This is a genomic window from Massilia sp. Root351 (assembly GCF_001425045.1).
Taxonomy (GTDB): Bacteria; Pseudomonadota; Gammaproteobacteria; order Burkholderiales; family Burkholderiaceae_D; genus Rugamonas.
The window spans coordinates 89,919-112,892 of the sequence record NZ_LMDJ01000005.1 but is presented as its reverse complement, the minus strand read 5'-3'; the positions used below and the strand labels follow the sequence as shown (position 1 = coordinate 112,892).

Annotated in this window: 22 protein-coding genes; 17 read left to right on the top strand and 5 right to left on the bottom strand. The window is 63.7% G+C overall.

The window, feature by feature from the left end; all coding sequences use genetic code 11:
- Positions 1-11: 11 nt before the first annotated feature.
- Entirely contained in the window at positions 12-221 is a 210-nt protein-coding gene (locus ASD15_RS09765; protein WP_057154654.1) for a hypothetical protein, read from the bottom strand.
- A 38-nt stretch (positions 222-259) separates the two neighbouring features.
- On the opposite strand from ASD15_RS09765, the gene phaC reads away from it, so the two are divergent.
- From phaC to arr, 10 genes are all read left to right on the top strand, one after another.
- The gene (gene phaC / locus ASD15_RS09760) at positions 260-2,002 is read left to right on the top strand and encodes a class I poly(R)-hydroxyalkanoic acid synthase (protein ID WP_057154653.1); all 1,743 of its coding nucleotides are present in this window, start codon (positions 260-262) and stop codon (positions 2,000-2,002) included.
- A 184-nt stretch (positions 2,003-2,186) separates the two neighbouring features.
- Positions 2,187-2,741, top strand: a complete 555-nt coding sequence (gene phaR / locus ASD15_RS09755; RefSeq protein WP_057154652.1) for a polyhydroxyalkanoate synthesis repressor PhaR — start codon at positions 2,187-2,189, stop codon at positions 2,739-2,741.
- A gap of 115 nt (positions 2,742-2,856) precedes the next feature.
- Complete coding sequence (locus ASD15_RS09750) at positions 2,857-3,246, top strand: PAS domain-containing protein (RefSeq protein WP_057154651.1); 390 nt, start codon at positions 2,857-2,859, stop codon at positions 3,244-3,246.
- On the top strand, positions 3,243-5,084 hold the full coding sequence (locus tag ASD15_RS09745; RefSeq protein ID WP_057154650.1) for a bifunctional diguanylate cyclase/phosphodiesterase: 1,842 nt from the start codon (positions 3,243-3,245) through the stop codon (positions 5,082-5,084). Before ASD15_RS09750 ends, ASD15_RS09745 begins: the two co-directional genes overlap by 4 nt.
- A 74-nt stretch (positions 5,085-5,158) precedes the next feature.
- Positions 5,159-6,556: a 30S ribosomal protein S12 methylthiotransferase RimO gene (rimO, locus tag ASD15_RS09740; RefSeq protein ID WP_057154649.1), complete on the top strand. Its 1,398-nt coding sequence runs from the start codon at positions 5,159-5,161 to the stop codon at positions 6,554-6,556.
- 69 nt (positions 6,557-6,625) lie between these two features.
- Positions 6,626-7,792, top strand: coding sequence for a cystathionine beta-lyase (locus ASD15_RS09735; RefSeq protein ID WP_057154648.1), 1,167 nt, complete (start codon positions 6,626-6,628; stop codon positions 7,790-7,792).
- Between the two features lie 4 nt (positions 7,793-7,796).
- Positions 7,797-8,564, top strand: coding sequence for an APH(3') family aminoglycoside O-phosphotransferase (locus tag ASD15_RS09730; RefSeq protein ID WP_057154647.1), 768 nt, complete (start codon positions 7,797-7,799; stop codon positions 8,562-8,564).
- Positions 8,551-9,084 carry a demethoxyubiquinone hydroxylase family protein gene (locus tag ASD15_RS09725; protein ID WP_057154646.1) on the top strand — a complete coding sequence of 178 codons (534 nt, stop codon included), beginning with the start codon at positions 8,551-8,553 and terminating at the stop codon, positions 9,082-9,084. The genes ASD15_RS09730 and ASD15_RS09725 overlap by 14 nt, the downstream gene beginning before the upstream one ends.
- A gap of 75 nt (positions 9,085-9,159) precedes the next feature.
- A complete protein-coding gene (locus ASD15_RS09720) occupies positions 9,160-9,819 on the top strand; it encodes a GNAT family N-acetyltransferase (protein ID WP_229418131.1) in 660 nt (219 codons plus the stop codon).
- Between the two features lie 17 nt (positions 9,820-9,836).
- Positions 9,837-10,292: an NAD(+)--rifampin ADP-ribosyltransferase gene (gene arr, locus ASD15_RS09715; protein WP_057154645.1), complete on the top strand. Its 456-nt coding sequence runs from the start codon at positions 9,837-9,839 to the stop codon at positions 10,290-10,292.
- Between the two features lie 307 nt (positions 10,293-10,599).
- Here the strand turns inward: arr and ASD15_RS09710 are convergent, their stop codons facing one another.
- Positions 10,600-11,493 (bottom strand): NAD(P)/FAD-dependent oxidoreductase, encoded by an 894-nt coding sequence (locus ASD15_RS09710; protein WP_057154644.1) that lies wholly within the window; start codon positions 11,491-11,493, stop codon positions 10,600-10,602.
- A 113-nt stretch (positions 11,494-11,606) separates the two neighbouring features.
- Between ASD15_RS09710 and ASD15_RS09705 the strand changes: the two genes are divergently transcribed.
- Positions 11,607-12,239 carry a TetR/AcrR family transcriptional regulator gene (locus tag ASD15_RS09705; protein ID WP_057154643.1) on the top strand — a complete coding sequence of 211 codons (633 nt, stop codon included), beginning with the start codon at positions 11,607-11,609 and terminating at the stop codon, positions 12,237-12,239.
- A 132-nt stretch (positions 12,240-12,371) separates the two neighbouring features.
- Positions 12,372-12,689 carry a hypothetical protein gene (locus tag ASD15_RS09700; protein WP_057154642.1) on the top strand — a complete coding sequence of 106 codons (318 nt, stop codon included), beginning with the start codon at positions 12,372-12,374 and terminating at the stop codon, positions 12,687-12,689.
- A gap of 121 nt (positions 12,690-12,810) precedes the next feature.
- On the opposite strand, the gene ASD15_RS09695 is transcribed toward ASD15_RS09700, so the two are convergent.
- The 3 genes from ASD15_RS09695 to ASD15_RS09685 all read right to left on the bottom strand — a co-directional run bounded on the left by ASD15_RS09695 (position 12,811) and on the right by ASD15_RS09685 (position 14,914).
- Positions 12,811-13,236 (bottom strand): STY0301 family protein, encoded by a 426-nt coding sequence (locus tag ASD15_RS09695; RefSeq protein ID WP_157200881.1) that lies wholly within the window; start codon positions 13,234-13,236, stop codon positions 12,811-12,813.
- A 77-nt stretch (positions 13,237-13,313) separates the two neighbouring features.
- Positions 13,314-14,555, bottom strand: a complete 1,242-nt coding sequence (locus ASD15_RS09690) for a DUF2252 domain-containing protein (RefSeq protein ID WP_057154640.1) — start codon at positions 14,553-14,555, stop codon at positions 13,314-13,316.
- On the bottom strand, positions 14,552-14,914 hold the full coding sequence (locus tag ASD15_RS09685; protein ID WP_057154639.1) for a hypothetical protein: 363 nt from the start codon (positions 14,912-14,914) through the stop codon (positions 14,552-14,554). Before ASD15_RS09685 ends, ASD15_RS09690 begins: the two co-directional genes overlap by 4 nt.
- 77 nt (positions 14,915-14,991) lie before the next feature.
- Between ASD15_RS09685 and ASD15_RS09680 the strand changes: the two genes are divergently transcribed.
- The 5 genes from ASD15_RS09680 to ASD15_RS09660 all read left to right on the top strand — a co-directional run bounded on the left by ASD15_RS09680 (position 14,992) and on the right by ASD15_RS09660 (position 22,812).
- Entirely contained in the window at positions 14,992-15,912 is a 921-nt protein-coding gene (locus tag ASD15_RS09680; RefSeq protein ID WP_057154638.1) for a LysR family transcriptional regulator, read from the top strand.
- Between the two features lie 115 nt (positions 15,913-16,027).
- Positions 16,028-17,221, top strand: coding sequence for a CaiB/BaiF CoA-transferase family protein (locus ASD15_RS09675; RefSeq protein WP_057154637.1), 1,194 nt, complete (start codon positions 16,028-16,030; stop codon positions 17,219-17,221).
- Complete coding sequence (locus ASD15_RS09670; RefSeq protein ID WP_057154636.1) at positions 17,218-18,156, top strand: hydroxymethylglutaryl-CoA lyase; 939 nt, start codon at positions 17,218-17,220, stop codon at positions 18,154-18,156. The genes ASD15_RS09675 and ASD15_RS09670 overlap by 4 nt, the downstream gene beginning before the upstream one ends.
- An 84-nt stretch (positions 18,157-18,240) precedes the next feature.
- Entirely contained in the window at positions 18,241-19,566 is a 1,326-nt protein-coding gene (locus tag ASD15_RS09665; RefSeq protein ID WP_157200887.1) for an MFS transporter, read from the top strand.
- A gap of 126 nt (positions 19,567-19,692) precedes the next feature.
- The gene (locus tag ASD15_RS09660) at positions 19,693-22,812 is read left to right on the top strand and encodes a TonB-dependent receptor (protein ID WP_057154634.1); all 3,120 of its coding nucleotides are present in this window, start codon (positions 19,693-19,695) and stop codon (positions 22,810-22,812) included.
- Positions 22,813-22,974 lie beyond the last annotated feature (162 nt).

The following is a 22,974-nucleotide window of genomic DNA, read 5'->3' as shown; positions in this document are numbered from 1 at the left end:
GCCGCCTGGCCTTAGGCTTCGGGGGGCTGCTCGGGCGGCGCCGGGCGTGCGTCGCGTTCTGCGCGCGCACGCTTGCGCCGACCCGAACCCGTTAAATAGAATAGTATTCCCAATGGCAACATGCAATACAGCGAAAACGTCATAATCCCGGCAACCACGGTAGGTTCGGTGAACGCCATCAGCAGCACCACGTAGATCCAAGCAACAGCGACAATCAGCATAAGCAGTCTCGGTAAAAAACTCTTTTTATGGACTAAACATGAAATTGCCCGATCCTCAAGCCTTTGCCACCTCCTGGATGTCGCAGTTCAGCGACCCCGGCCAGTGGCAATCCTGGTTCAACATGGTGCCGGACGCCCAGTCCAACCCGGTGGGCGCGATCCTGCGCGACGCCGGCGCCACCATCAAGCCTGACACGATCGAGCAACTGAAAAACGACTACCTCGAGCAATTCGGCGCGCTGTGGCAGGAAGTCCTGTCGGGCAAGGCGCCGTCGCTGAGCGACCGCCGTTTCTCCTCGGCCGCCTGGCAAAGCAACCCGGTAACCGCTTTCAATGCCGCATCATACCTGTTAAACGCGAAGTTCTTGACCGCGATGGCCGATGCCATCGACGCCTCGCCGCACCAGAAACAGAAAATCCGCTTTGCTGTGCAGCAAGTGGTGGATGCCATGTCGCCCGCCAACTTCCTCGCCACCAACCCGGAAGCCCAGCAAAAGCTGGTGGAAAGCAAGGGCGAAAGCCTGACCAAGGGCCTGGCCAATATGTTGGCCGACATGCAGAAAGGCCACATCTCGCTGTCCGACGAGTCCGCCTTCGAAGTGGGCCGCAACCTGGCGCTGACGCCGGGCCAGGTGGTCTACGAGAACGACCTGTTCCAGCTGATCCAGTACACGCCCACCAGCGCCAAGGTGCACGAGCGCCCGCTGCTGATGGTGCCGCCTTGCATCAACAAGTTCTACATCCTCGACCTGCAGCCGGAGAACTCGGTGGTGCGCTACGCGGTGGAGCAGGGCAATACCGTGTTCCTGGTGTCGTGGCGCAATCCGGACCAGTCCATGGCCAAGGTCAGCTGGGACGATTACGTCGAGCGCGGCGTCATCAACGCGGTCGGCATCGTCAAGGAGATCAGCGGCCAGGACAAGATCAACGCCTTCGGATTCTGCGTCGGCGGCACCCTGGTCAGCACCGCGCTGGCCGTATTGGCCGCGCGCGGCCAGCAGCCGGCCGCCAGCCTGACCTTGCTGACCACCTTCCTCGACTTCGCCGACACCGGCGTGCTGAACGTGTTCGTCGACGAAACCCAGGTCCAGCTGCGCGAGCAAAGCCTGAAGCACGGCGGCCTGATGCCGGGGCGCGACCTGGCCACCACCTTCTCCAGCCTGCGTCCGAACGACCTGGTGTGGAACTACGTGCAGTCGAATTACCTGAAGGGCAACGAGCCGGTGCCGTTCGACCTGCTGTACTGGAACGCCGACAGCACCAACCTGCCGGGTCCGATGTTCTGCTGGTATCTGCGCAACACCTACCTGGAGAACAGCCTGAAAGTGCCGGGCAAGCTGACCGTGGCGGGCGAGAAGGTCGACCTGTCGGCCATCGACGCGCCGGCGTTTGTATACGCTTCGCGCGAAGACCACATCGTGCCGTGGACCTCCGCCTACAGTTCGCTCAGCATCCTGAACCCGAAAAAGCCCAAGGCCAACCGTTTCGTGCTGGGGGCGTCCGGCCACATCGCCGGCGTGATCAATCCGGCGTCGAAAAAGAAGCGCAACTACTGGATCAATGACGAGGCCACGCCGAAAACCGCCAAGGCCAAGCGTCCGGCAGCCGAAGAGTGGCTCAGCGGTGCCAGCGAGCATGCCGGCAGCTGGTGGCCGGAATGGGCCAGGTTCCTGGCCGAGCACGGCGGCAAGGATATCGACGCCCCCGCCCAGCCCGGCAACGCCAAATACCGGCCGCTAGAGCCGGCCCCGGGACGCTATGTCAAGATGAAAGCGGACTGAAGGAAAGCGAACTGGGCCGGACTAGTGTTTTAGTTGCGTTGCAATAAAACACGAAAGTTATAAGCCGGAACGTGCTGATGAGATTTTTTCACTCTATAATAGGCTTATAAGGCTTGTGAAAAAGCGGACCTGGTTCGCTTTTTTTTTCGGATTAACGCGCTGCGGCGCAATACGTGGACTTGTGATGAGTAGTGCAAAAAAAAATGCGGAACGCTTGATCAAGAAATATCCCAATCGCCGTCTGTATGACACGCAGACCAGCTCCTACATCACGCTGACCGACGTCAAGCAACTGGTGCTGGACAACGAAGAATTCACGGTGGTCGACGCGAAATCGAACGAAGACCTGACCCGCAGCATCCTGTTGCAGATCATCCTGGAAGAGGAGGCCAGCGGCGTGCCGATGTTCTCCACCGGCGTGCTGGCACAGATCATCCGCTACTATGGCCACGCCATGCAGGGCATGATGGGCTCTTACCTGGAAAAGAACGTGGAAGCGTTCACCGACATCCAGCGCAAGTTCACCAGCGCCTCGCTGGACGGCAAGCCGTTCAGTCCGGAAATGTGGACCCAGTTTATGAACGTCCAGGGCCCCATGATGCAGGGCATGATGAATAACTACATCGACCAGAGCAAGAGCCTGTTCGTGCAGATGCAGGAGCAGATGCAGAACCAGAGCAAATCGCTGTTCGGCACCTTCCCCTTCGTTATTCCGGTACCTCCTACCGACAAGAAATAATGTCCCCAACCCGGCGCTGCCGGGTTTTTTTTTACGCGGGCGTCTGCTTCGCCACCTCGCTGGCCGGCATGTTAGAGTGGACTATGCAGTGTCCCGTCGGTAAAGGAGCTGAAATATGACGATGCAAGCAGATGCAGGGTTTGACGATCCAGGCTTGGCCGAACGGCTGGAGGCCATGGACGAGGCGGCGCTGGACGCGCTGCAGTTCGGGGTGATCGGCTTCGGCCGGGACGGCCGGGTGCTCCGCTACAATACTTTCGAATCGCAAGCCGCTGGACTGAGCCCAGAGAGGGTGCTCGACAAAGACCTGTTCAGCGTGGTGGCGCCCTGCATGAACAATTTTCTCGTGGCGCAGCGTTTCGCTGACGCGCTTGACGCGGGCGAGGCGCTCGACGACACCATTCCCTACGTGCTGACGCTGCGCATGCGGCCGACCAAGGTCCGGCTGCGGCTGCTGTCCGCCCCGCAGGCGGCGCTCGCTTACGTGCTGGTCCAGCGCCTATGACGGGCCATGAGGCCGACAGCGCCTACGAGAGCCTGATCCAGTTTCTATACAGCGCGCCGGTGGCGCTGATCCAGCTGCAGCAGAACGGCGAGATCGAAATGCTCAATCCGATGGCCTCGCAGTTGCTGATGCCGCTCGCGCCCGATGGGGACTTGAGCAATCTGTTCCATGTGCTGCAACCGTTCGCGCCGGACTTGCAGCCGCTGTGTGCCGGCTTCGGGGGCGCGCACGGCGTGGTCTGCGAAGGCAAGCGCATCGTCCTGCAGCGCGATGCCTTGCGGCCGGATGGTGGGCGCGGCCAGTCCGCGCCTGCCGTGCTGTCGCTGGGCTTGCTGAAGGTGGACGGCAGCCGCCTGATGGCGGTGCTGCTGGACGCCACCCACGAGGTGCTGCGCGAACAGCGCACGCTGGCCACCCGGCTCGCCAGTGCGGCGCGGCAGGATGTGCTGACCCGGCTGCCCAACCGCGCCGGCGCACTGGACCTGCTGCGCGGCATGGTCCGGCGTGCGCGAACGCCGGCCGGCGACCATGGCGCTGTCCTGTCCATCAACCTGGACCGCTTCAAGCAGATCAACGCCACCTTCGGCAACGACGTGGGCGACCAGATCATGGTGCTGGTCGCCGAGCGCCTGCGCGCGACCGTGCGCTCCAGCAGCCGCGTGGCGGCACTGGCTGCTGCTGCCGAAGTGGCGGCCCGCACTGGCGGCGACGAGTTCGTTGTACTGCTGGACGGCCTGCCGGAGCGGGCCACCGCCGAAAGCATCGCCAATCGCTTGCTGGACCGCCTGAGCCGGCCCTACAGCGTGGCCGAGCATGAGCTGACGTGCACCTTCAGCATCGGTATCGTGCTGCTGGACCAGGACCAGGACCAGGACCAGGACCAGGACCAGGACCAGGACCAGGACCAGGATCGGGAGGGCAACGAGGATCCCGACGGGCTGTTGCGTGACGCCGCCATTGCCATGGGCGTTGCGAAGGCACAGGGTGGCGGCCGCTGCGCCTTGTTCCAGCGCCGCATGCGCGAGGAGGCGGTGCTGCGCGGCGGCATCGAGGCGGATCTGCGCAACGCGGTCGAACGCGGCGAGTTGTTTACCGTCTACCAGCCGGTGGTTGGCCTGCTGGCCGGTGGCGCCATCGACCGTGCCGCCGGCGTGGAGGCGCTGGTGCGCTGGCGCCACCCGGTGCGTGGCGTGGTGGGGCCGGTGGAGTTCATCGGCATTGCCGAGGACTGCGGCCTGATCGGCGCCATCGGCGAACAGGTGCTGGCCATGGCATGCGCCGACTTCGTGCGCTGGCAAAAACAGCTGGGAGAAGCGGCGCCGCGCCTGCTGGCAGTCAACCTGTCGCGCGCGCAGCTTAGCCAGGAGGGCTTGTGCGACAGGGTGGCAGCCATGCTCGCCGCCAGCGGCATGGCGCCGCAGAGCCTGCAACTGGAGATCACGGAGAGCCTCGCGGCGCAGGGCGAAAACGTGCGCGACCAACTGCTGGCGCTGAAGGCGCTGGGCATCAAGCTGGCGCTGGACGATTTCGGCACCGGCTATTCGTCGCTCTCGAGCCTGCATCTGCTGCCGGTGGATACGGTGAAGATCGACCGTTCCTTCATCACGCTGGCCGCCACCAGCCGGCACCACGAAGTGCTGATCGAGGCCACGGTGAAGGTGGCGCGCAGCCTGGGCATGAACACGGTGGCCGAGGGCATAGAAACCCCGCAGCAGGCGGCGGTGGTGTCTGCCCAGGGCTGCGACAAGGGCCAGGGCTATCTGTACAGCCGGCCGGTATCCAGTGCCGCCATCGAAGCATGGCTGGGCGGGGCCGGGCAGGGGGCTGGGCCAGCCTGAGATGGGGAAGGCCGGGAGGCGGCAATAGGGTATAATGTTCGATTGGTCTGAACTTTGATTGCTCTTCTATTACCATGCAAGAAATCTCCCGTATTCCCAAGGCTGCAACCGCAGCGGCACCCGCCGGCACCGCTCCCAAGGTCGGATTCGTTTCGCTCGGCTGCCCGAAAGCGCTGGTTGACTCCGAACAGATCCTGACCCAGCTGCGCGCCGAGGGTTACGAGACCGCCAAGTCCTATGATGGCGCCGACCTCGTGATCGTAAACACCTGCGGCTTCATCGACGCCGCCGTGCAGGAGTCGCTGGACGCCATCGGCGAAGCGCTGGCTGAAAACGGCAAAGTGATCGTCACCGGCTGCCTGGGCGCCAAGAAGGACGGCGAAGGCAATGACCTGATCAAATCCATACACCCGAAAGTGCTGGCCGTGACCGGCCCGCACGCGCTGGGCGAAGTGATGGCATCGGTCCACCACCACCTGCCGAAGCCGCACGAGCCCTTCATCGATCTGCTGCCGCCGCAAGGCGTCAAGCTGACGCCCAAGCACTATGCCTACCTGAAGATTTCCGAGGGCTGCAACCACCGCTGCAGCTTCTGCATCATCCCGTCCATGCGCGGCGACCTGGTGTCCCGTCCGATCGCGGAACTGATGCTGGAAGCGGAGAACTTGTTCAAGTCCGGCGTGAAGGAATTGCTGGTCATTTCGCAGGATACGTCGGCCTACGGCGTGGACGTGAAGTTCCGCTCCGGCTTCTGGAACGGCCGCCCCATCAAGACCCACATGACGCAGCTGACCGAAGCGCTGGGCGAGCTGGCCAAGTCTTACGGCGCCTGGATCCGCCTGCATTACGTCTACCCGTACCCGCACGTGGACCAGATCATCCCGCTGATGAGCGGCGGCCATGTGCTGCCTTACCTGGATATCCCGATGCAGCACGCCCACCCCGACGTACTGAAGCGCATGAAGCGTCCGGCCAGCGGCGAGAAGAACCTGGACCGCATCCTGGGCTGGCGCGCGATGAACCCGGAGCTGACCATCCGCTCCACCTTCATCGCCGGCTTCCCGGGCGAAACCGAAGCGGAATTCGAATACCTGCTGGACTTCCTGAAGGAAGCGCAGATCGACCGCCTGGGCTGCTTCGCCTACTCGCCGGTGGAAGGCGCTACTGCCAACGAAATCGCCAATCCGGTGCCGGAAGAAGTGCGCGAAGAGCGCCGCGGCCGTGTGATGCTGCTGCAAGAGGAAATCTCGCGCAAGCGCCTGCAGGCCAAGGTCGGCAAGACCGTGCGCGTACTGATCGACGAGCTGACCCCGAGCGGCGCCGTCGGCCGTTCCGCTGCCGACGCGCCCGAGATCGACGGCGTGGTCTACGTGAAGAAGCCGTACGAGCCGCACAAGAAGCTGAAAGTGGGTGAATTCTTCGACGTCGAGATCACCCGCGCCGACGCGCATGACCTGTGGGGCGATGCGTAAGCATATCGCTGTGCGGTAAAATCCAAAGGCGGACGCGCATCGGCGGTCCGCCTTTTTTCATTTCGAGCCATGACGAATCCAAAATCCCAGCAGACCGCCCTGATCCACACCGACTACGAGGCGCCGTCCGGCTTCGCCGCCTTCCCGACCGCCATCCACCACGCCTCGACGGTGCTGTTCAAAAACGTGGCGGCGCTGCGCTCGGGTGAATGGAAAGAGAAGAACGCCTATACCTACGGCCTGCACGGCACGCCCACCACGTTCACGCTGGAAGCGCGGCTGGCCGAGATCGAGGGCGGCTTGCACTGCCTGCTGGCGCCGAGCGGCCTGGCGGCCATCGCCATGATCGATTTCGCGCTGCTGAAAAGCGGCGACGACGTGCTGCTGCCGGACAACGTCTATAACCCGAACCGCGAACTGGGACGCTGGCTGGCCGACTTCGGCGTCAGCGCGCGCTACTATGACCCGCTGGTCGGCGCCGGCATCGCCGCGCTGATCCAGCCGAACACCAGGCTGGTGTGGACCGAGGCGCCAGGTTCGGTGTCGATGGAAGTGCCGGACCTGCCCTCCATCTGCAAGGCCGCGCACGAGAAGGGCGCGCTGGTCGCGCTGGACAACACCTGGGCCGCCGGACTGGCGTTGCGCGGCTTCGAGCTGGGCGTGGACATCGTCATGCAGGCGCTGACCAAGTACCAGTCCGGCGGCTCGGACGTGCTGATGGGCGCCGTCATCACGCGCGACCGCGCAGTGCACGACCGCATTGCGCAAGCGCACATGCGGCTCGGCATGGGCGTGGGGGCGGACGACACCTATCTGGTGCTGCGCGGCCTGCCGACCATGAAGCTGCGCTTCGAAGCGCACGACCGGGGCGCGCGCAAGGTAGCGGCATGGCTCAAGACCCGCCCCGAGATTACCAAGGTGCTGCACCCCGCCTTCGAGGACTGCCCCGGCCACGAGACGTGGAAGCGCGACTTCAGCGGCGCGGGCGGCCTGTTCTCCGTGCTGTTCGACGCGCGCTACACCGAAGAACAGACCGACCGCTTCGTCGACGAGCTCAAACTGTTCGGCATCGGCTACAGCTGGGGCGGCGCCAACAGCCTCGCGGTGCCATACCGCATCCAGGCCATGCGCCAGGGCTGGCAGCACGGCGGCGGCATCCTGGTGCGCTTCAATATCGGCCTGGAAGAGCCGGACGATCTGATCGCCGACATCGCCCAGGCGCTCGGCAAGCTGTAAGCGCGTGCGCCCGCCAGCCATTGCCGGTTTTATCGGGAACGCCGTCCTGCGGCGGGACAAGATCGGTGAATCGCCGTGCCAGGTGCACAGCTTCAAGCGCGGGAACGACCAGTTTTTCCTGAAGGCTTCCCCGGCGGTATTTGCGCCCACCACGTATAGCGTGCGGCGCGAAGCTGCGATCATGCGCTGGCTTTCCGGGCGGCTGAACGTGCCCGAAGTGGTGCTGGCCGAAAGCAGCGGCAGCCACGAATACATGATTACGCGGGCCGTCCCGGGTGTGCCGCTGTCCGCGCGCATTGATACCGGCCAGCCGGTGATGGCGCTGTTCCTTGAAGCGCTGCGCCAGCTGCAATCCGTGCCTGCCGCCGAGTGCCCGTTCGATGCCGGCGCGCGACTTCGCCTGCGCGAGCTGGACTACCTGCTCGGCAAGGGCCTCATCGACGAGGACTACGATCTTGAACCGTGGCCCGGTCTCGCCACACCCCAGGACCTCGTCGCGCGCCTGCACGCCACGGTGCCGCAGGAGGACCTGGTGTTCGCCCACGGCGACCTGGGCGACAGCAACGTCCTGGTCGACAAGCGCGACCAGCTGTACTTTATCGACTTCGGCCGGGGCGGGCTGGCCGACCGCTGGATGGACATCGCCTTTGCGCACCGCAACCTGCGGGAAGAGGAGTCCGAGGCGGCGGCGGCACAACTGCTCGTCAGCCTGGGCATGCCCGACGCCGGTGCGAAACGGGAATTCTTCGAGCAGCTCGATGAACTCTTCTAGCGAACCGTCGCGAACTCTGGCCGGCCGCATCCTCAAAGTGAACCACGCCGGCGAGCAAGGAGCCGTGTGCATCTACGCCGGCCAGATCTGCATGGCGCGCTGGACCGCCAGGCCATTGCTGGCAGAGATTCGCTCCTTCAAGGCGCACGAGGAAGGGCACAGAAGCATCTTCCTGGCCGAACTGGAGCGACGCGGAGTAATGCGCTGCAAGAGCTACTGGCTGTGCGCCGTGGGCGGCTATGTGCTTGGTTTGCTTACCGGCCTGCTGGGTGCGCGCGCCATATCGTTGACGACCGTGGCGGTCGAACGCGTGGTGCTCAAGCACTTGCGCCAGCAACTCGTCGCCGTCGCGGACGACGCCCACGCGGTCGCGGCAATCAGCGCCATCCTCCATGAAGAACAGGGGCATCTCGATGCGGCCACCGCGCAGGTACTGGCCGGCGGCGTCTTGAGCCGGATGATAGGGTGGACCGTGTCCAGCGCAACCGAGTCTGTTATCTGGCTGGGCATGCGGCTTTAGCGTTTTCTGCCGGGCTCCTGCGTGGAATTGTGAAAACTGCTACGCTTGCAGGCACGCATATTTGAGGAAGCGCGAATGGAAATGCCTGAGATAGATTTGCCCTTGCTGGAACGCTGGCTGACGGGATGGAGCCTGTCCCGCGGGGTGCCGCTGCCGGTGAATGAGGAGGGTGGCTTGCGCGTTGAGGTGGGCATGCCGCTGCAATTGCGGCGCTATGTCTTTCTTGATGCCGGCCTGGATTTGCAGGCTTGCGCCGACCGGATTCATGCTCCCCACATTTATCTGAAGGCGCCTGTCGATCCCGCTGTGCTGCGGGCCGCGTTGCCCGCGCGCTGGAGCGTGGAATCGCCGGGCTATCTGATGTTGGGCCCGGCTTCGATGTCCGGGCACGTGGCGCTCCCGGCCGGCTATGTCATTGAAAGCTCCGCGGAACATGGCGCCAAGCTGGTGCAGGTCTCGCACGCAAGCGGAGAGCTGGCCGCCTCCGGCCGGGTTACGCTGGACCACGGTACTGCCGTATTCGACCAGATCGTCACGGCCGAATCCCATAGGCGCCTGGGCTTGGGGACCGTCGTCATGCAAGCCCTTGATGCGTTAGCCGCGCAAGCCGACGTGACCGAGCGCCTCCTGGTGGCCACTGACGACGGCAGAAGCCTGTACGCCAAGCTAGGCTGGCAGCTGCTCGCGCCGTGGTCGACGGCCGTGCTGCCGGCGCCAGCGCTGGAGCAAATTTAAACCACGGGAGACTGCCTATGAGCGATCCAGACTGGACTCCGGTCACGCATGCAAGCTGTGGCAATGTGAAAGGGCCGTTCTATCACGGCACCAAATACCGTCTCGAAGCAGGCGACTTGCTGGTGCCGGGTTTCGCATCCAATTTCGAAGAAGGCCGGATTTCCAACAATGTCTACTTCTCGGCCCTGTTGGAGCCGGCGGTCTGGGGCGCGGAACTGGCCACCGCACTCGCCGGCGGCGCAGACCGTGGCTACATCTATATCGTGGAACCCACCGGCTCGTTCGAGGACGATCCCAATCTGACAAACAAGCGCTTCCCCGGCAACCCTACGCAATCTTACCGGACACGTCACCCTCTGAGCATCGTCGGTGAGGTGAAGGATTGGGAAGGGCATCCGAAGGAAGTGCTGCAGCAAATGCTGGACGGGCTCAAAGAGAAAATACGGCAAGGGCTGGCTCCGATAGAGGACTAGTGCCGTCTGTGACAATTTGCCTGTTTGCTCATTAACATTATCGATATACTTGCTTCAGCTCAACAGCTAGAGGCACGCCATGACGGTCGTCTGCCCCAAGTGCAGCCACGTGCGGCCATCGCTTGAGCGCAGGCAGAAGGCATCTGAGGGCGACGGCGTTGCCGTCGCAGAGGAGGAGCGCGAGAGCGGAGCCGGCGTGGCGGTCGCCAACGCAGCGCTGCAAGTGTCGGGCGCGGACGCCGGCATGTTGAGCGACTTGTCGGCCGCCTCCGGCCTGATCGATCTTCGCCGGGATGACTCTGTGCTCTCAAACCAGCATAGACTGCTGGGCGAAGATACCGGCCATCGCGCCCTGGGATGATGCCTGGGTGACCGAGGGCAAAAAAGGCGTCGTGAGGTCGCCGGCGGCGTAGATGCCAGGCATGCTGGTTTGGCGACGCTCGTCGACCTTGAGGATGATGCCGGAGGGCGTTTCGACCGTTGCGATGCCCAGTGATGCATGCAGGCTTGCGGACGGCTTGTTGCGCGGATGGGCGAACAGGACGTCGACCGCGACATTGCGGCGGGTATCGAGATTGACGGTGATGATATGGCCGTCCTGATGGGCGATCTCGACGATGCTGCCAAGGGCGACAGGTATGTTGCGGCGCGCCAAATCGGCCTGGATTTCGGGCGGGATGTCATGACCATCGGCGAAGACAGTCAGCTTGTCGGTCCAATCCCGGAATAGCCTTGCAGACTGGTGCGACTGCGGGCCGGACCAGACGAGGCCCCAATGCTGGCCGGCGACTTCAAAGCCGTCGCAATACGGACAGGGCACGATAGACGTACCCCAGCTTTCGGCAAAACCCGGAACATCCGGCATCTGGTCGGTGACGCCATAGCTCAGGATCAGGCGGCGTGCCTTTAGCTGTTCGTTATCGTCTGTGACGACGCAAAAATCGTCGATTGCGCCAGACACGCTCTCGGCTCGGGCATTGACCAGTCTGATCGTTGGATAGCGCGCCAGTTGCTGCCGCGCCTCTTCCAGAATGTCCAGCGGCGGTTTGTGATCATGGCCGAGCAGGCCATGCGAATGGCCGGCAAAGCGGTTGCGCGGGCGGCCGGTATCGAGAACAGTGACCTTGCGGCGAGCACGGCCGAGCTGCAGGGCGGCGGCGAGGCCGGCAAAGCTACCTCCGATGATGATGACGTCATTCATGGTATGGGCTCCGAGTTGCGGATGATGGTTGGGTTGAGGCTGGCTTGTACATTTGAGGTACTGAGTGGTATCATAAATTATGAATTTAAATACTGTCAAGTACTGGAATTGTTATGCCTAAAATTAGCCCAGGCCGTCGCGGGCGCCCCGCCAACGAGGCGCTTCGCCAAACGATAGTCGACGCCGCCTGCGAACTCTTTGTGGAACTGGGTTTTCAAGCGACGACCATGGACAAGGTCGCCCAGCGGGGGAAGATTTCCAAGCTAAGCATCTATCGACATTTCGAGAACAAGGAGGCGCTGTTCAGCGCGGCCATGGCGGCCCATTGCCATCCGTTTGCGCCACAGGCCTTTGTTGAAGGTGTCGACGGTTCGGCCCAAGATCAGCTCATGGCGGTGGGATCATCGCTGCTTCGCACGCTGTTGAGTCCGGACGTCCGCAGTGTCGAAGCCATGGTCTTGGCCGACAAGACGAATCAAAGGTCGTTAAGCAAGCTCCACTACGAAGCCGGGCCGGCCCATGTCATCGCCCAAATCGAGGCCCTGTTGCGTCAGCTGCACGCGAAGGCGGTCCTTAAGGTGCCCGATCCTCTCCGGTCCGCCCGCCTGTTTGCCGCGCTTTTCAAAGGATCTGATCTCCTGCTCATCGCACGTTTTGATGAGGCGAGGGCAGAGGACGAGGATGAAATCGAATCTTATTGCCGGTCTGCCGTCGCCATGTTCATCGCCGCACACGGTGGCCTCTAAGATGCGCTATCGTGGGTGTGATCTTGCCCCCAGGCTGGGACGATGTCCGCTTAGGGAAAACTTGCCTGTGATGCCGGCCTGGCTACAGGTCCAAGTCCAATATAATTGAATTTCTTTAGACCTACAGAAGACATGATGGCTATCAAAAAGCAACGCGCACTTCAGGCGCTCGGGGTGGTCTTTTCGATTATTGGCCTGTTGTGTGCCTACTCTGCGTTTGTTTATTTTAAAGAAGATAATCATGGTGATGCACTCATCTTCGCAGGCACTGCGCTCAGTTTCTGTGTAATTCCCTATCTGACCTACACCAGAAAAATGTTCACGCAGCCGATGAGCGAGGTTGTCGCTGACGCGGTCCGCAACCCGTTGCCACTGAGGTTGCGGCTTGTGATTGGCCTTTGCTGGTTACTCTTAGTTGGCGGCTTCGTCCTGAAAATTTTCTGGGCCTAGCGGTTGCAGCCAATTCCGGCCCGAGCGAAACGCCAACCCATTGCCGCGCGCGAAGACATCTCGCGATCGCTGGTGTTTCTGTGCGCGTGCGCAGGCTTGGGACAGCAGAGGGCGAGCGGCCTCAAGAGCACGTTAGCGACTGCAAATGCCCCGGCGGCGGGCCGTTGGTCCGATCGTAGCGGGCGATGCAGCGCGATAGCCGGGTGTCGAGTTTTCGGGCCAGCAGTACGGTGGTGTCGCGGTAGGCGCAGCCGATCCAGAATTCGGGCGCTTGCGCGGGATTGAGGCGCCACTGCGTGACCACGCTCTTGTCACGGGAGCTTTCGTCCGGCCTCACTTGCACCTCCCCGCTGGGATGGCCGGAGAAGAGCTGGGCATGCTCGAGCTTGTATTCGGCCGCGCCGCCTACCGGCTCCCAGCCATCGGCCGTCGCCACCGTGGTGGACGCGAGAATGGCGGGCGGGCAGACGATGTCTTGTTTCTCGGCCTGGGTGACATTTCCAACCGCAGCCAACAGCACGCACGAAATTGCCAGCATGTATTTCATGTTGCCTCCCGGTTCCATGAGAACTCCCATGGTAGGCCGTGCCGGGACGACATGCCTAGACGGAGATCAAGCTCCCGTCAGTACATCGGTTCGCCCTTGTCCAGTGCGGCCCGGAAAGCTTGCCAGTCGAGGCGCACCTTGGCAGCGTAGTCGCAGGCAAAGCCGGTCAGCTCGGTGATGAAGCCGCTGCGGCTGGTGACTGCGTCGGTGACCTGCTTGTCGATGCTGACCTGGACCAAATGCGTATCATGGTCCTGGTCGGCCAGTGCGTGGGCGGACGCCAGCGCCATGCCGAGCGTGGCGGCTGCCTTGTTAAGCTCGGCGTCGGTGGCGATGTCGTCGTACTTGAAGTCCTTGTCGGTCGGGGCTTTCTCATGCACATGGAAGGGCATGCCGGCGATCATTGCGTAGCCGGTCAGCACATCGGCGTTGAGCTGCATGGCCTGCTGGGCGCGGGCGATGCGCTGGCCGTCGTGCCCGCCATGGAATGAGCTCGGCAGCGCGCCAGGGTTGGCCAGTTCGACCGCGCTGGGGATGGCTTGCTTCATCTCCAGCATCACGTTGCCGTCGCCGGTGCCTTGCAGCAGGGCGTAGTAGCGCAGTTTCCCCAGGCTGCCCATGCCGGCGCCGAGGCGCTGGCGCACGTCAAGCACTTGATAGCAGGCGACCGCCTTGCGGCCGGACGGAGCGATCCGGCCCACGTAATCCGGCATTGCGGCAACGACCGCAGCGCGGATGGCATCCGCCACCGGCCGCGTGTCCGGGCCCTTGAACTTGGCCAGGAATTCCTTGCGGTCTGCCTTGGCCGCCTTCCTGATGGCTTTCTGAACCAGGCCGCTGGTGTTGTCGCTGGTCAGCCGGAACTTCAGCTCGTCGTTGCTACCCTTGAAGTCGGCCATGCAGGCGAGATACGCCGTGGCCATGGCCGCGATGGCGGCGCGCCGCTCGGACAGGCTGATGTCCTTGGCATAGTCGGCCAGCAGCAGGCTCACGGCCAGGCGCCGCAAGTCCCACAGGTACTGTCCGATATAAGCTTCGTCGAAGTCGCTGACGCCGAAAACTTCCGTGCCGGCGGCGTCGCGCATAGCGCCGAAATTGGCCAGGTGGGCGTCGCCGGCCAGCCAGCAGCGGCCAGTCTGTGCGTTGGTGTACGGTGAGGACGGCAGCGCCGCCATGTCGCGGTAGAACAGGTGCGCGGTCGCTCGGTAGAAGGGAAATACGTGTTCCTTCATGCGTGCGACCTTGGTCACCAGGTCGGTGCTGTTGGTCTCCCGGAACTGGCGGTTGTGCTCCAGGATCTCTTGGGCGACCGTCCTCATTCCGGCATGGCGCGGTTGTCGTTCAAGTCCTTGATGCCGCGCACCAGGCGATAGGCCGACCACAGCCATGCCACCACCCAGATCGGGACGGCCACCACGATGCCGATGAAGGTCGCGGCCAGGATAATGCCGAGCACGAACCACACCAGGTACCACCAGAAGGTGCGGATCTGCCAGCTGTGATGGCTGTAGACGAAGGTACCTTCGGTGGCGGGCCGCTGCACGTAGTTAATGATGAGTATCAGCAACGACAGCGTACCCACGGAGAACACGAAAGCCACGCCATGCAGCAAGTACAGCCACCAGGCCGTGTTCTTGGCCGATTCCAGCCGGGTATCCAAAACGATTTCGCTTGCCATGCTTGCTCCTTGCAAAGTTGATATCGCCAGTGTAACGAATCTTTTGCGCTTTGGGCACACCTGTTAAAGTGCGCGGCATGGCTATCATTAATCTTCTGCGCAAACTGGACCTGACCACGCTGCAGCTGTTCCTGGCAGTGCAGGAGGAGGGCACGCTCACGCGCGCGGCCGAGCGGGAAGCGATTGCGGTCTCGGCCGCCAGCAAGCGGCTGGTGGACCTGGAGCAGGCGGTGGGCGTGGCGCTGTTTTCCCGCAAGGCGCGCGGCATGGAGCTGACGCCGGCCGGCCATACGCTGCTGACCCATGCGCGGCGCATGCTGCTGAGCGTGGAGAAGATGGGCGTCGAGCTGGCCGAACATGCGCAGGGCGTGCGCGGCTATGTTCGCATGGTGGCCAACCTGTCCGCCATCGTGGAGTTCCTGCCGGAGGACTTGCGGGCTTTCCTGCAACAGCACGGACAGGTGAAGCTGGACCTGGAAGAGCGTCCCAGCGACAGCGTGGTGCGCGGAGTCGAGGATAGCTGGGCCGATATCGGCATCTGCTCGGGCGACGTGGACACGCGCGCGCTGCACACGGAGCTGTACCGGCGCGACCGCCTGGTGCTGGTGATGCGGGCCGACCATGCGCTGGCGCAGTGCGGCCGGGTGGCCTTCGCCGATACGCTTGACTCGGACCATGTGGGCCTGCATGTGAACAGCTCCATCAACTCGCGCATGCACCTGGCAGCGCGCGAGGCGGGACGGGCGCTGCAGGTGCGCATCCAGGTGCCGGGCTTCGACGCGGTGTGCCGCATGGCGCAGGTGGGCATGGGGCTGGGCGTGATTCCGTTCGAGGTGTTCCAGGCCATCGGCCAGCCGCTCGGGCTGGTGGCGCTGGAACTGGAGGATGGCTGGGCCCAGCGCGAGCTGAGAATCATCGTGCGCGATCCGCACGCGCTGTCGCCGGTGACCCAGGCGCTGCTGGAACACTTGCGCGGAGCCGAGGCGCGCGCGGGCTGAGGCAGCCGTGCCGCGCTGAGCGTTCGCGTTTCGCGAACGCTGCTTGAATTCTTACGGTTGGACGCTCGCGCCGCCGTTCTCTATCCTGACGTTCATTCATCAGGAGGAGACAATAATGAGTGGACCACTCGCAGGCATCAAGGTGATCGAGATCGGCACCCTGATCGCAGCGCCGTTCGCGGCGCGCATGATGGCCGAATTCGGCGCGGAAGTCGTCAAGATCGAGGCGCCGGTGGACGGCGATCCCATCCGCAAATGGCGCAAGCTGCACGAGGGGACTTCCCTCTGGTGGTATCTGCAGTCGCGCAACAAGAAATCCGTTTCCATCAATCTTAAATCGGCCGAAGGCATCGCCATCGTCAAGCAGCTTGCCGCCGGGGCCGACGTGCTGATCGAAAACCTCAAGCCGGGCGCGCTGGAAAAGCTCGGCCTGGGTTGGGACACGCTGCATGCGCTCAATCCCAAACTGACCATGGTGCGCATTTCCGGCTATGGCCAGACCGGCCCTTACAAGGACAGGCCGGGCTTCGGCGCCATCGGCGAGGCCATGGGCGGCATCCGCTACACCACCGGTGAAGCGGACGGCGTACCGGCCCGCGCAGGCGTCAGCCTGGGCGATTCGCTGGCCTCCCTGCACGCGGTGATGGGCGCGCTGATGTCGGTGCTGCGTGTGAAGACCGGGCAGGGCGTAGGCCAGGTAGTGGACGTCTCGCTGGTGGAGAGCGTGTTCAACCTGATGGAAAGCCTGGTGCCGGAGTACGACCTGCTGGGCCATGTGCGCGAGCGCAGCGGCGGCGCCTTGCCGGGCATCGCGCCCTCGAACACCTACCCAACGCGGGACGGCGCCTATGTCGTCATCGCAGGCAACAGCGATCCCATTTTCAAGCGCTTGATGAACGTGATCGGCCGGCCGGACCTGGCGGAAGATCCCGCCTTCGCCCACAACGACGGCCGCGCGGCCCAGTCGGCGCTGCTGGACGCGGCGATCGCGGGCTGGACGTCGGCCAATAGCATGGAAAACGTGCTGGCTGCGCTGGAGGAAACCGGCGTGCCGTCCGGCCGCATCTACTCGGCGGCCGACATCGTGGCCGATCCGCACTACCAGGCGCGCGGCATGATCCTGGACGCCGAGTTGCCGGGCGGCGCGTGCGTGAAGATGCCGGGTATCGTGCCCAAGCTGTCGGATACGCCCGGCGAGGTGCGTTGGCAAGGGCCGGCGCTGGGCGAACATACGGCCGGCGTGCTGGCGGAGCTGGGCATTGCGGCGGCGGACATTCAACGGATGAAAAACGAAGGAGTGGTGCAATGAAAGGCGAATTCATGGTGGTCCAGGAAGTGTCCCCGCGCGATGGCCTGCAGATCGAGCCGGTATGGGTGCCCACCTCAGAGAAGGTGGGGCTGATCGAGGCGTTGTCCGGCGCGGGCTTTTCGCGCATCGAAGCGGGATCCTTTGTCTCGCCCAAGGCCATACCGGCGCTGCGCGACGGCGAAGAAGTATTCCTGCGCATGCGCCGCCAGCCCGGCGTGATCTACGTTGCCCTGGTGCCCAACCTGAAGGGCGCGCAGCGCGCCATCATGGCCGGGGCCGATGAGCTGAACCTGGTGATGTCGGCCAGCGAGTCGCACAACTGCGCCAACATGCGCATGGACTGCAAACAGTCGCTGGCTGCGTTTGCCGACATCTGCGCCCACGCGCGGGACCGGGGCGTGCTGCTGAACGGTACGGTGGCAACGGCGTTCGGCTGTCCGTTCGAGGGCGCGATCGACGAGGGCCGCGTACTGGCGCTGGTGGACCGGTACCTGGACCTGGGCATCACCGGCATCACGCTGGCGGATACCACCGGCATGGCGCAGCCGCGCCAGGTGGCGCAGCTGGTGCGAAAAGTGCGTGCACGGCTGCATCCTTCCGCGCTGACGCTGCACTTCCACAACACGCGCGGCCTGGGCCTGGCGAACGTGCTGGCGGCTTATGAATCCGGTGCGATGCGCTTCGACGCGGCGCTGGGCGGCCTGGGCGGCTGTCCGTTCGCTCCCGGCGCGTCCGGCAACATCTGCACGGAAGACCTGGTAAACATGTGCGAAGAAATGGGCATAGAAACCGGGATCGACCTGCCCAAGCTGATCGCGCTGTCGCGCGGCCTGCCCGCGCTGCTGGGGCACGATGTGCCAGGCCAGGTTGCCAAGGCGGGCCGCAACTGCGACTTGCATCCCTTGCCTGAAACACTGGCGCGCCAAGCTGCCTAGAACCCGCTTTCCCCTCTTTCAAAATCAATGACCGGCCCCTGCGAGGCGGCCGGCAAGGAGACTCGCATGCCCAATCAAAATGCAATGGCAGCCGCTTCGGCTGCCGCGGACGGCGGCCATGGCGCCAGCAGCGACATCAACAGCGTGGACGCTGTTGTGCGCAAGGTGGCGTGGCGCATCATGCCGCTGATTATGATCTGCTATCTGTTCGCCTTCTTCGACCGCATCAACATCAGCTTCGCCAAGTTCCAGCTGCAGGGCGACCTGGGCCTGAGCGACACCGCCTACGGCCTGGGCGCCAGCCTGTTCGTGGTGGGCTATGTGCTGTTCGAAGTGCCCAGCAATATGTTTTTGTACAAGGTGGGCGCGCGGCGCTGGATCGCGCGCATCATGATCTCGTGGGGCGTGGCCACAGCGGCCATGGTGTTCGTCACCAGCGAATGGCAGTTCTACGCGCTGCGTTTCCTGATTGGCGCCATGGAAGCGGGCTTCGCTCCGGGCGTGCTGTATTACCTCACGTTGTGGTTCCCCGCCAAATTCCGTGGCCGCATTACGTCGCTGCTGTTCCTGGCGTCGGCCTTTGCGGGCCTGATCGGCGCACCGGTGTCGGGCCAGATCCTGGCGCACATGGAAGGCCTGTCTGGCATGCGCGGCTGGCATTGGCTGTTCCTGCTGGGCGGGGTGCCGTGCGTGGTCCTTGGCCTGGTGGTACTGAACCAGCTGAAGGACCGCATTGAAGACGCGCACTGGCTGACGTCCGCTGAACAGGCTTTGTTGCGCGGCAGCGTGGAGCAGGCGGCGCCCAAAGAGGGCGGCCACTCGCTGCTGGGCGCCATCAAAACGCCGGGCTTTCTTACCCTGGGCCTGGTTTATTTCCTGATCCAGATTGCGTCGTATGGCTTGAACTTCTGGGCGCCGCATCTGATCCGCAGCGCCGGCACGCAAAATCCGGCCGTCATCGGCATGCTCACGGCGGTGCCGTATGTATGCGGCGCAATCACCATGGTGCTGGTCGGCCGCCTGTCGGACGCCAGCGGCGAGCGCCGCAAGTTCGTGGCGGGCTTGCTGGTGCTCGCTGCGCTGGGCTTCGTCAGCGCGGGCTGGTTCGACAAGAACACGGTGCTGCTGATCGTGGCGCTGGGTGTGATGGGCGCCGGCGTGGTCGCTGCCATCCCTGCCTTCTGGGCGCTGCCTCCGAAGCTGGTGACCGGCGCGGGCGCGGCGGGAGGCATTGCCCTGATCAATACGCTGGGCCAGCTGGGCGGCATCGTCAGCCCGGTGATGGTGGGCCGCATCAAGGACATCAGCGGCAGCACAACTCCGGCGCTGTACGTCATCGCCGGGCTGGCGCTGCTGTGCGCGCTGATTGTCATGGCCGGCTTGCCGCAGGCGCTGCGAAACAGGGAGTAGCCGCCCGTTGCCGCCAAATTAGTCAAATTGTTGACGATTTGCGTGAATTGTTTGCGCCTATTATTGATTGCTCAAGGCGCATTTCACCTTGCTAGCTCACCAAAAAAAACTAAAGGGGACCTACGCATGCGATCGACCAGCAATACCCATTACCTCATCCGTCCCACCATTTGTGCCGCCGCCGTGGCCGGGGCGCTGGCCATGCTGGCCGCGCCAGCGGCCCTGGCCCAGGAAGCGGCGGCCGCCAGCCCCAGTGTCGTGGTCGTTTCCGGCACCCGGCAATCGGTTGCCAGCGCCATCGACCGCAAGAAGAACGCCAGCACGGTGGTCGATTCCATCGTGGCCGAAGACATCGGCGAATTCCCGGACAAGAATGTGGGCGAAGCGCTGTCGCGCGTCACCGGCGTGCAGCTGTCGCGCGACTTCGGCGAGGGCTCGCAGGTCAATATTCGCGGCGTGGAAGCGAATTTGAACCGGATTGAAATCAACGGCCTGTCGGTGCTGAGCACCAACGGCACCGCCGGCCGGGGCGCGGAACTGCGCGAACTGCCCGCTGAGCTGATCAAGTCCATCGACGTATTCAAGGGCGTCACCGCGGACCAGACCGAGGGCGGCATCGGCGGCACGGTCAGCATCAAGACCAATATGCCGCTCGACTTCAAGACCCGCGCGCTGGTGCTCAAGCTGGAAGGGGAGCACAGCACCAACCGGGGCGGCGTGCAACCGCGCGGCAGCCTGCTGTTCGCCGACAAATTCCTTGACGGACGGCTCGGCCTGATGGCCAACCTGGTGTACGACAAGGTGTACACGCAGAACGACTACGTGCGCAACAGTAACTGGCGTTACTTCCGCGACTGGGACCAGTCGCCCGAGAAGACCAACAGCAGCCTCAATCCGCGCGCCGCCGCAGTCGGCTCGAAAGCCGGTTGCGCTGCCCTGAGCGGCGCCGACAAGACCGCTTGCGACAGCCAGTGGTTCGACTACTCGCCCGGCGTGCCGCGCTATGGCATCTGGACCCGCGACCACGAGCGCTCCAGCGCCGAGCTGACCGCGCAGTACAAGGTCGATAACAGCCTGAACGTGTGGGCGCGCTACAACAAGAACAACCAGAAGCAGCAACTCAACGACCGCAACTACGTGACCGACTTTGGCGCCATAAAGCGCTTTTCCACCTCGGGCGTGGCGCCGGTGTACGGCGCCAACGGCGCGCCTCTGAGCACGCCGGCCGCGTCCTGCGCCGAGCCGCCTGGCGGCGTCACGCCGGCGGGCATGTCCTTCACCAACCACGTGATGACGTCGTTCAGCGCCGGCAACTGCATCAACGTGCCGGGCGAAGGGGCTTCCTACAACTTCAACACCGCCGCGCGCGACTTCGCGCTGAATATCGATTCCAACTACCGCTCGGGCGGCTTTAACTGGAAGAAGGGCGCCTGGTCTGCCGAAGGCCTGGTGGCGAAGACCAATTCGTTCTACGAACTGCACACCAATAACATCGTGCTGGACGCGAACATCCCTGGCCTGCAGGTAAGCTTCGACGACCAGGGACTGCCGAAGTTCGTCTTCCCTGCCAACTTCGATCCGAACAAGAGCAGCAGCTACACCCGCATCCGCTCGCAATACCAGCCCTCGTTTACCGACAATACGGAAGACCAGCTCAAGCTGGACCTGAAGTACCGTCCGGACATGCCTTTCCTGACCACGCTGCACTTCGGCGGCCAGGGACGCAAGTCCACCTCCGAGCAGTACCGCTGGACCGGCTACCTGGCCAGCGCCGGCGCCAACCCGAACAGCACGGCCGACGATATCATCGTGCGCAGTCCGGAAGTGGTGCATGAGATCATCTTTGATCCGCTCAACACCAGCGGCGTGCTGCGCAACGGCGGCGCCACCATCCCTGGCGCGGGACTGACCGCCAACAACACCACGCGCTACGTGACCGCGCCGCAGATGGCCAACCTGGTGGACGCCATCCGGGTCAACACGCCCGGCACCTTCCTGAACGGCTACGATGGCCTGAGCGGCTATCCGTCGGGATGGATGGCGCCCAGTTTCGCCAATTCGGCGCAGTTCTTCGACCTGGGCCGCTACAACCACGACCTGCTGCGCGAATCGATCGGCAGCGACGGCAAGACCTACCCGATGCCGCCGCAGTTCGCCGTCTCGGAGCGCATCAAGGCCTTCTATGTGCGCGCCGACTTCGAGCACGAGCTGTTCGGCGTGGCGTTCGACGGCAATATCGGCTTGCGCTACGCTGGCACCGAAACCGAGGCGACCGGCCTGCGTTCCTACCGCGCGTACTCGCTCAACCCATCCAGCGGCGCGCGCGTGGAGACGGTGCTGGCGAACGAAATCGTCACGGTGAAGAACAAGTACAGCGACACGCTGCCAAGCTTCAACCTGGCCGGCTGGCTGGTGCCAAATACGCTGGTGGCGCGGCTGGGCTGGGGCAAGGTCATGTCGCGTCCCTTCATCGACCGCCTGACGCCGACCGTCAACTGTATCGCCAACAGCGGCCAGTCACAGTTCGGAGGCGACGGCAGCGCCGACGACTGCACCGGCGGCAACGTGAACCTGAAGCCCTTCCGCGCCACCAACAAGGACCTGAGCGTGGAGTGGTACCCTTCGCGCGACTCGCAGCTGTCGCTGGCGTTCTTCCGCAAGGACATCGCCAGCTACATCCAGAACGATGTGATCCTGCCGGGGCAGGACGTGTTCGGCGACGGCCGGCTGTGGGACCTGAAGACTTCCATCAACAGCGAAGGCGCCGTGACCAAGGGCTGGGAGCTGGCCGGCCGCACTGCGCTGACCATGCTGCCAGGCCTGCTCGGCGGCCTGGGCCTGGACGCCAACTACACCCGTATGTCGTTCGCCTATGCGCCGGGCAAGGAGCTGCTCAACCCGCTGGACAACACGGTGCTGCCGTATCCGGGCATGTCCCGCAACAGCTACAACGTGGGCATTTGGTATGACCTTGGACAGTGGAATGCGCGCTTGGCCTACAACTATCGCGACGCTTATTACACCGGCTCGGTGGACGCCAACGCGTCGCTGCCGGTGTACGGCGAGGCGGTGGGCTTCCTGGACGCCAAGATCCAGTACCGCGTAAACGATAACCTGACCATCTCGTTTGAAGGCAAGAACTTGTCGGATGAAGCGCAATACCTGAACTCCGGTTCCACGTCGCGCCGCAACGAGATGGCTTGGTCGGGCCGGCGCTACTTCGTGGGTGCGACCTACAAGTTCTGATGCAGGTAGTTGCGCCTGCTGCTACAGCAGGCGCAATGACTGATTTCACTACATTCGGCCTTTGGCCGCGCGCCTTTCTCTCCGTGCTTCCTCGAACCGGGCGACCACATGGTGGCCAGCCTGCTGCTGATGGCCGTTACCGCCTCGCTGCCGCCGGCGCCT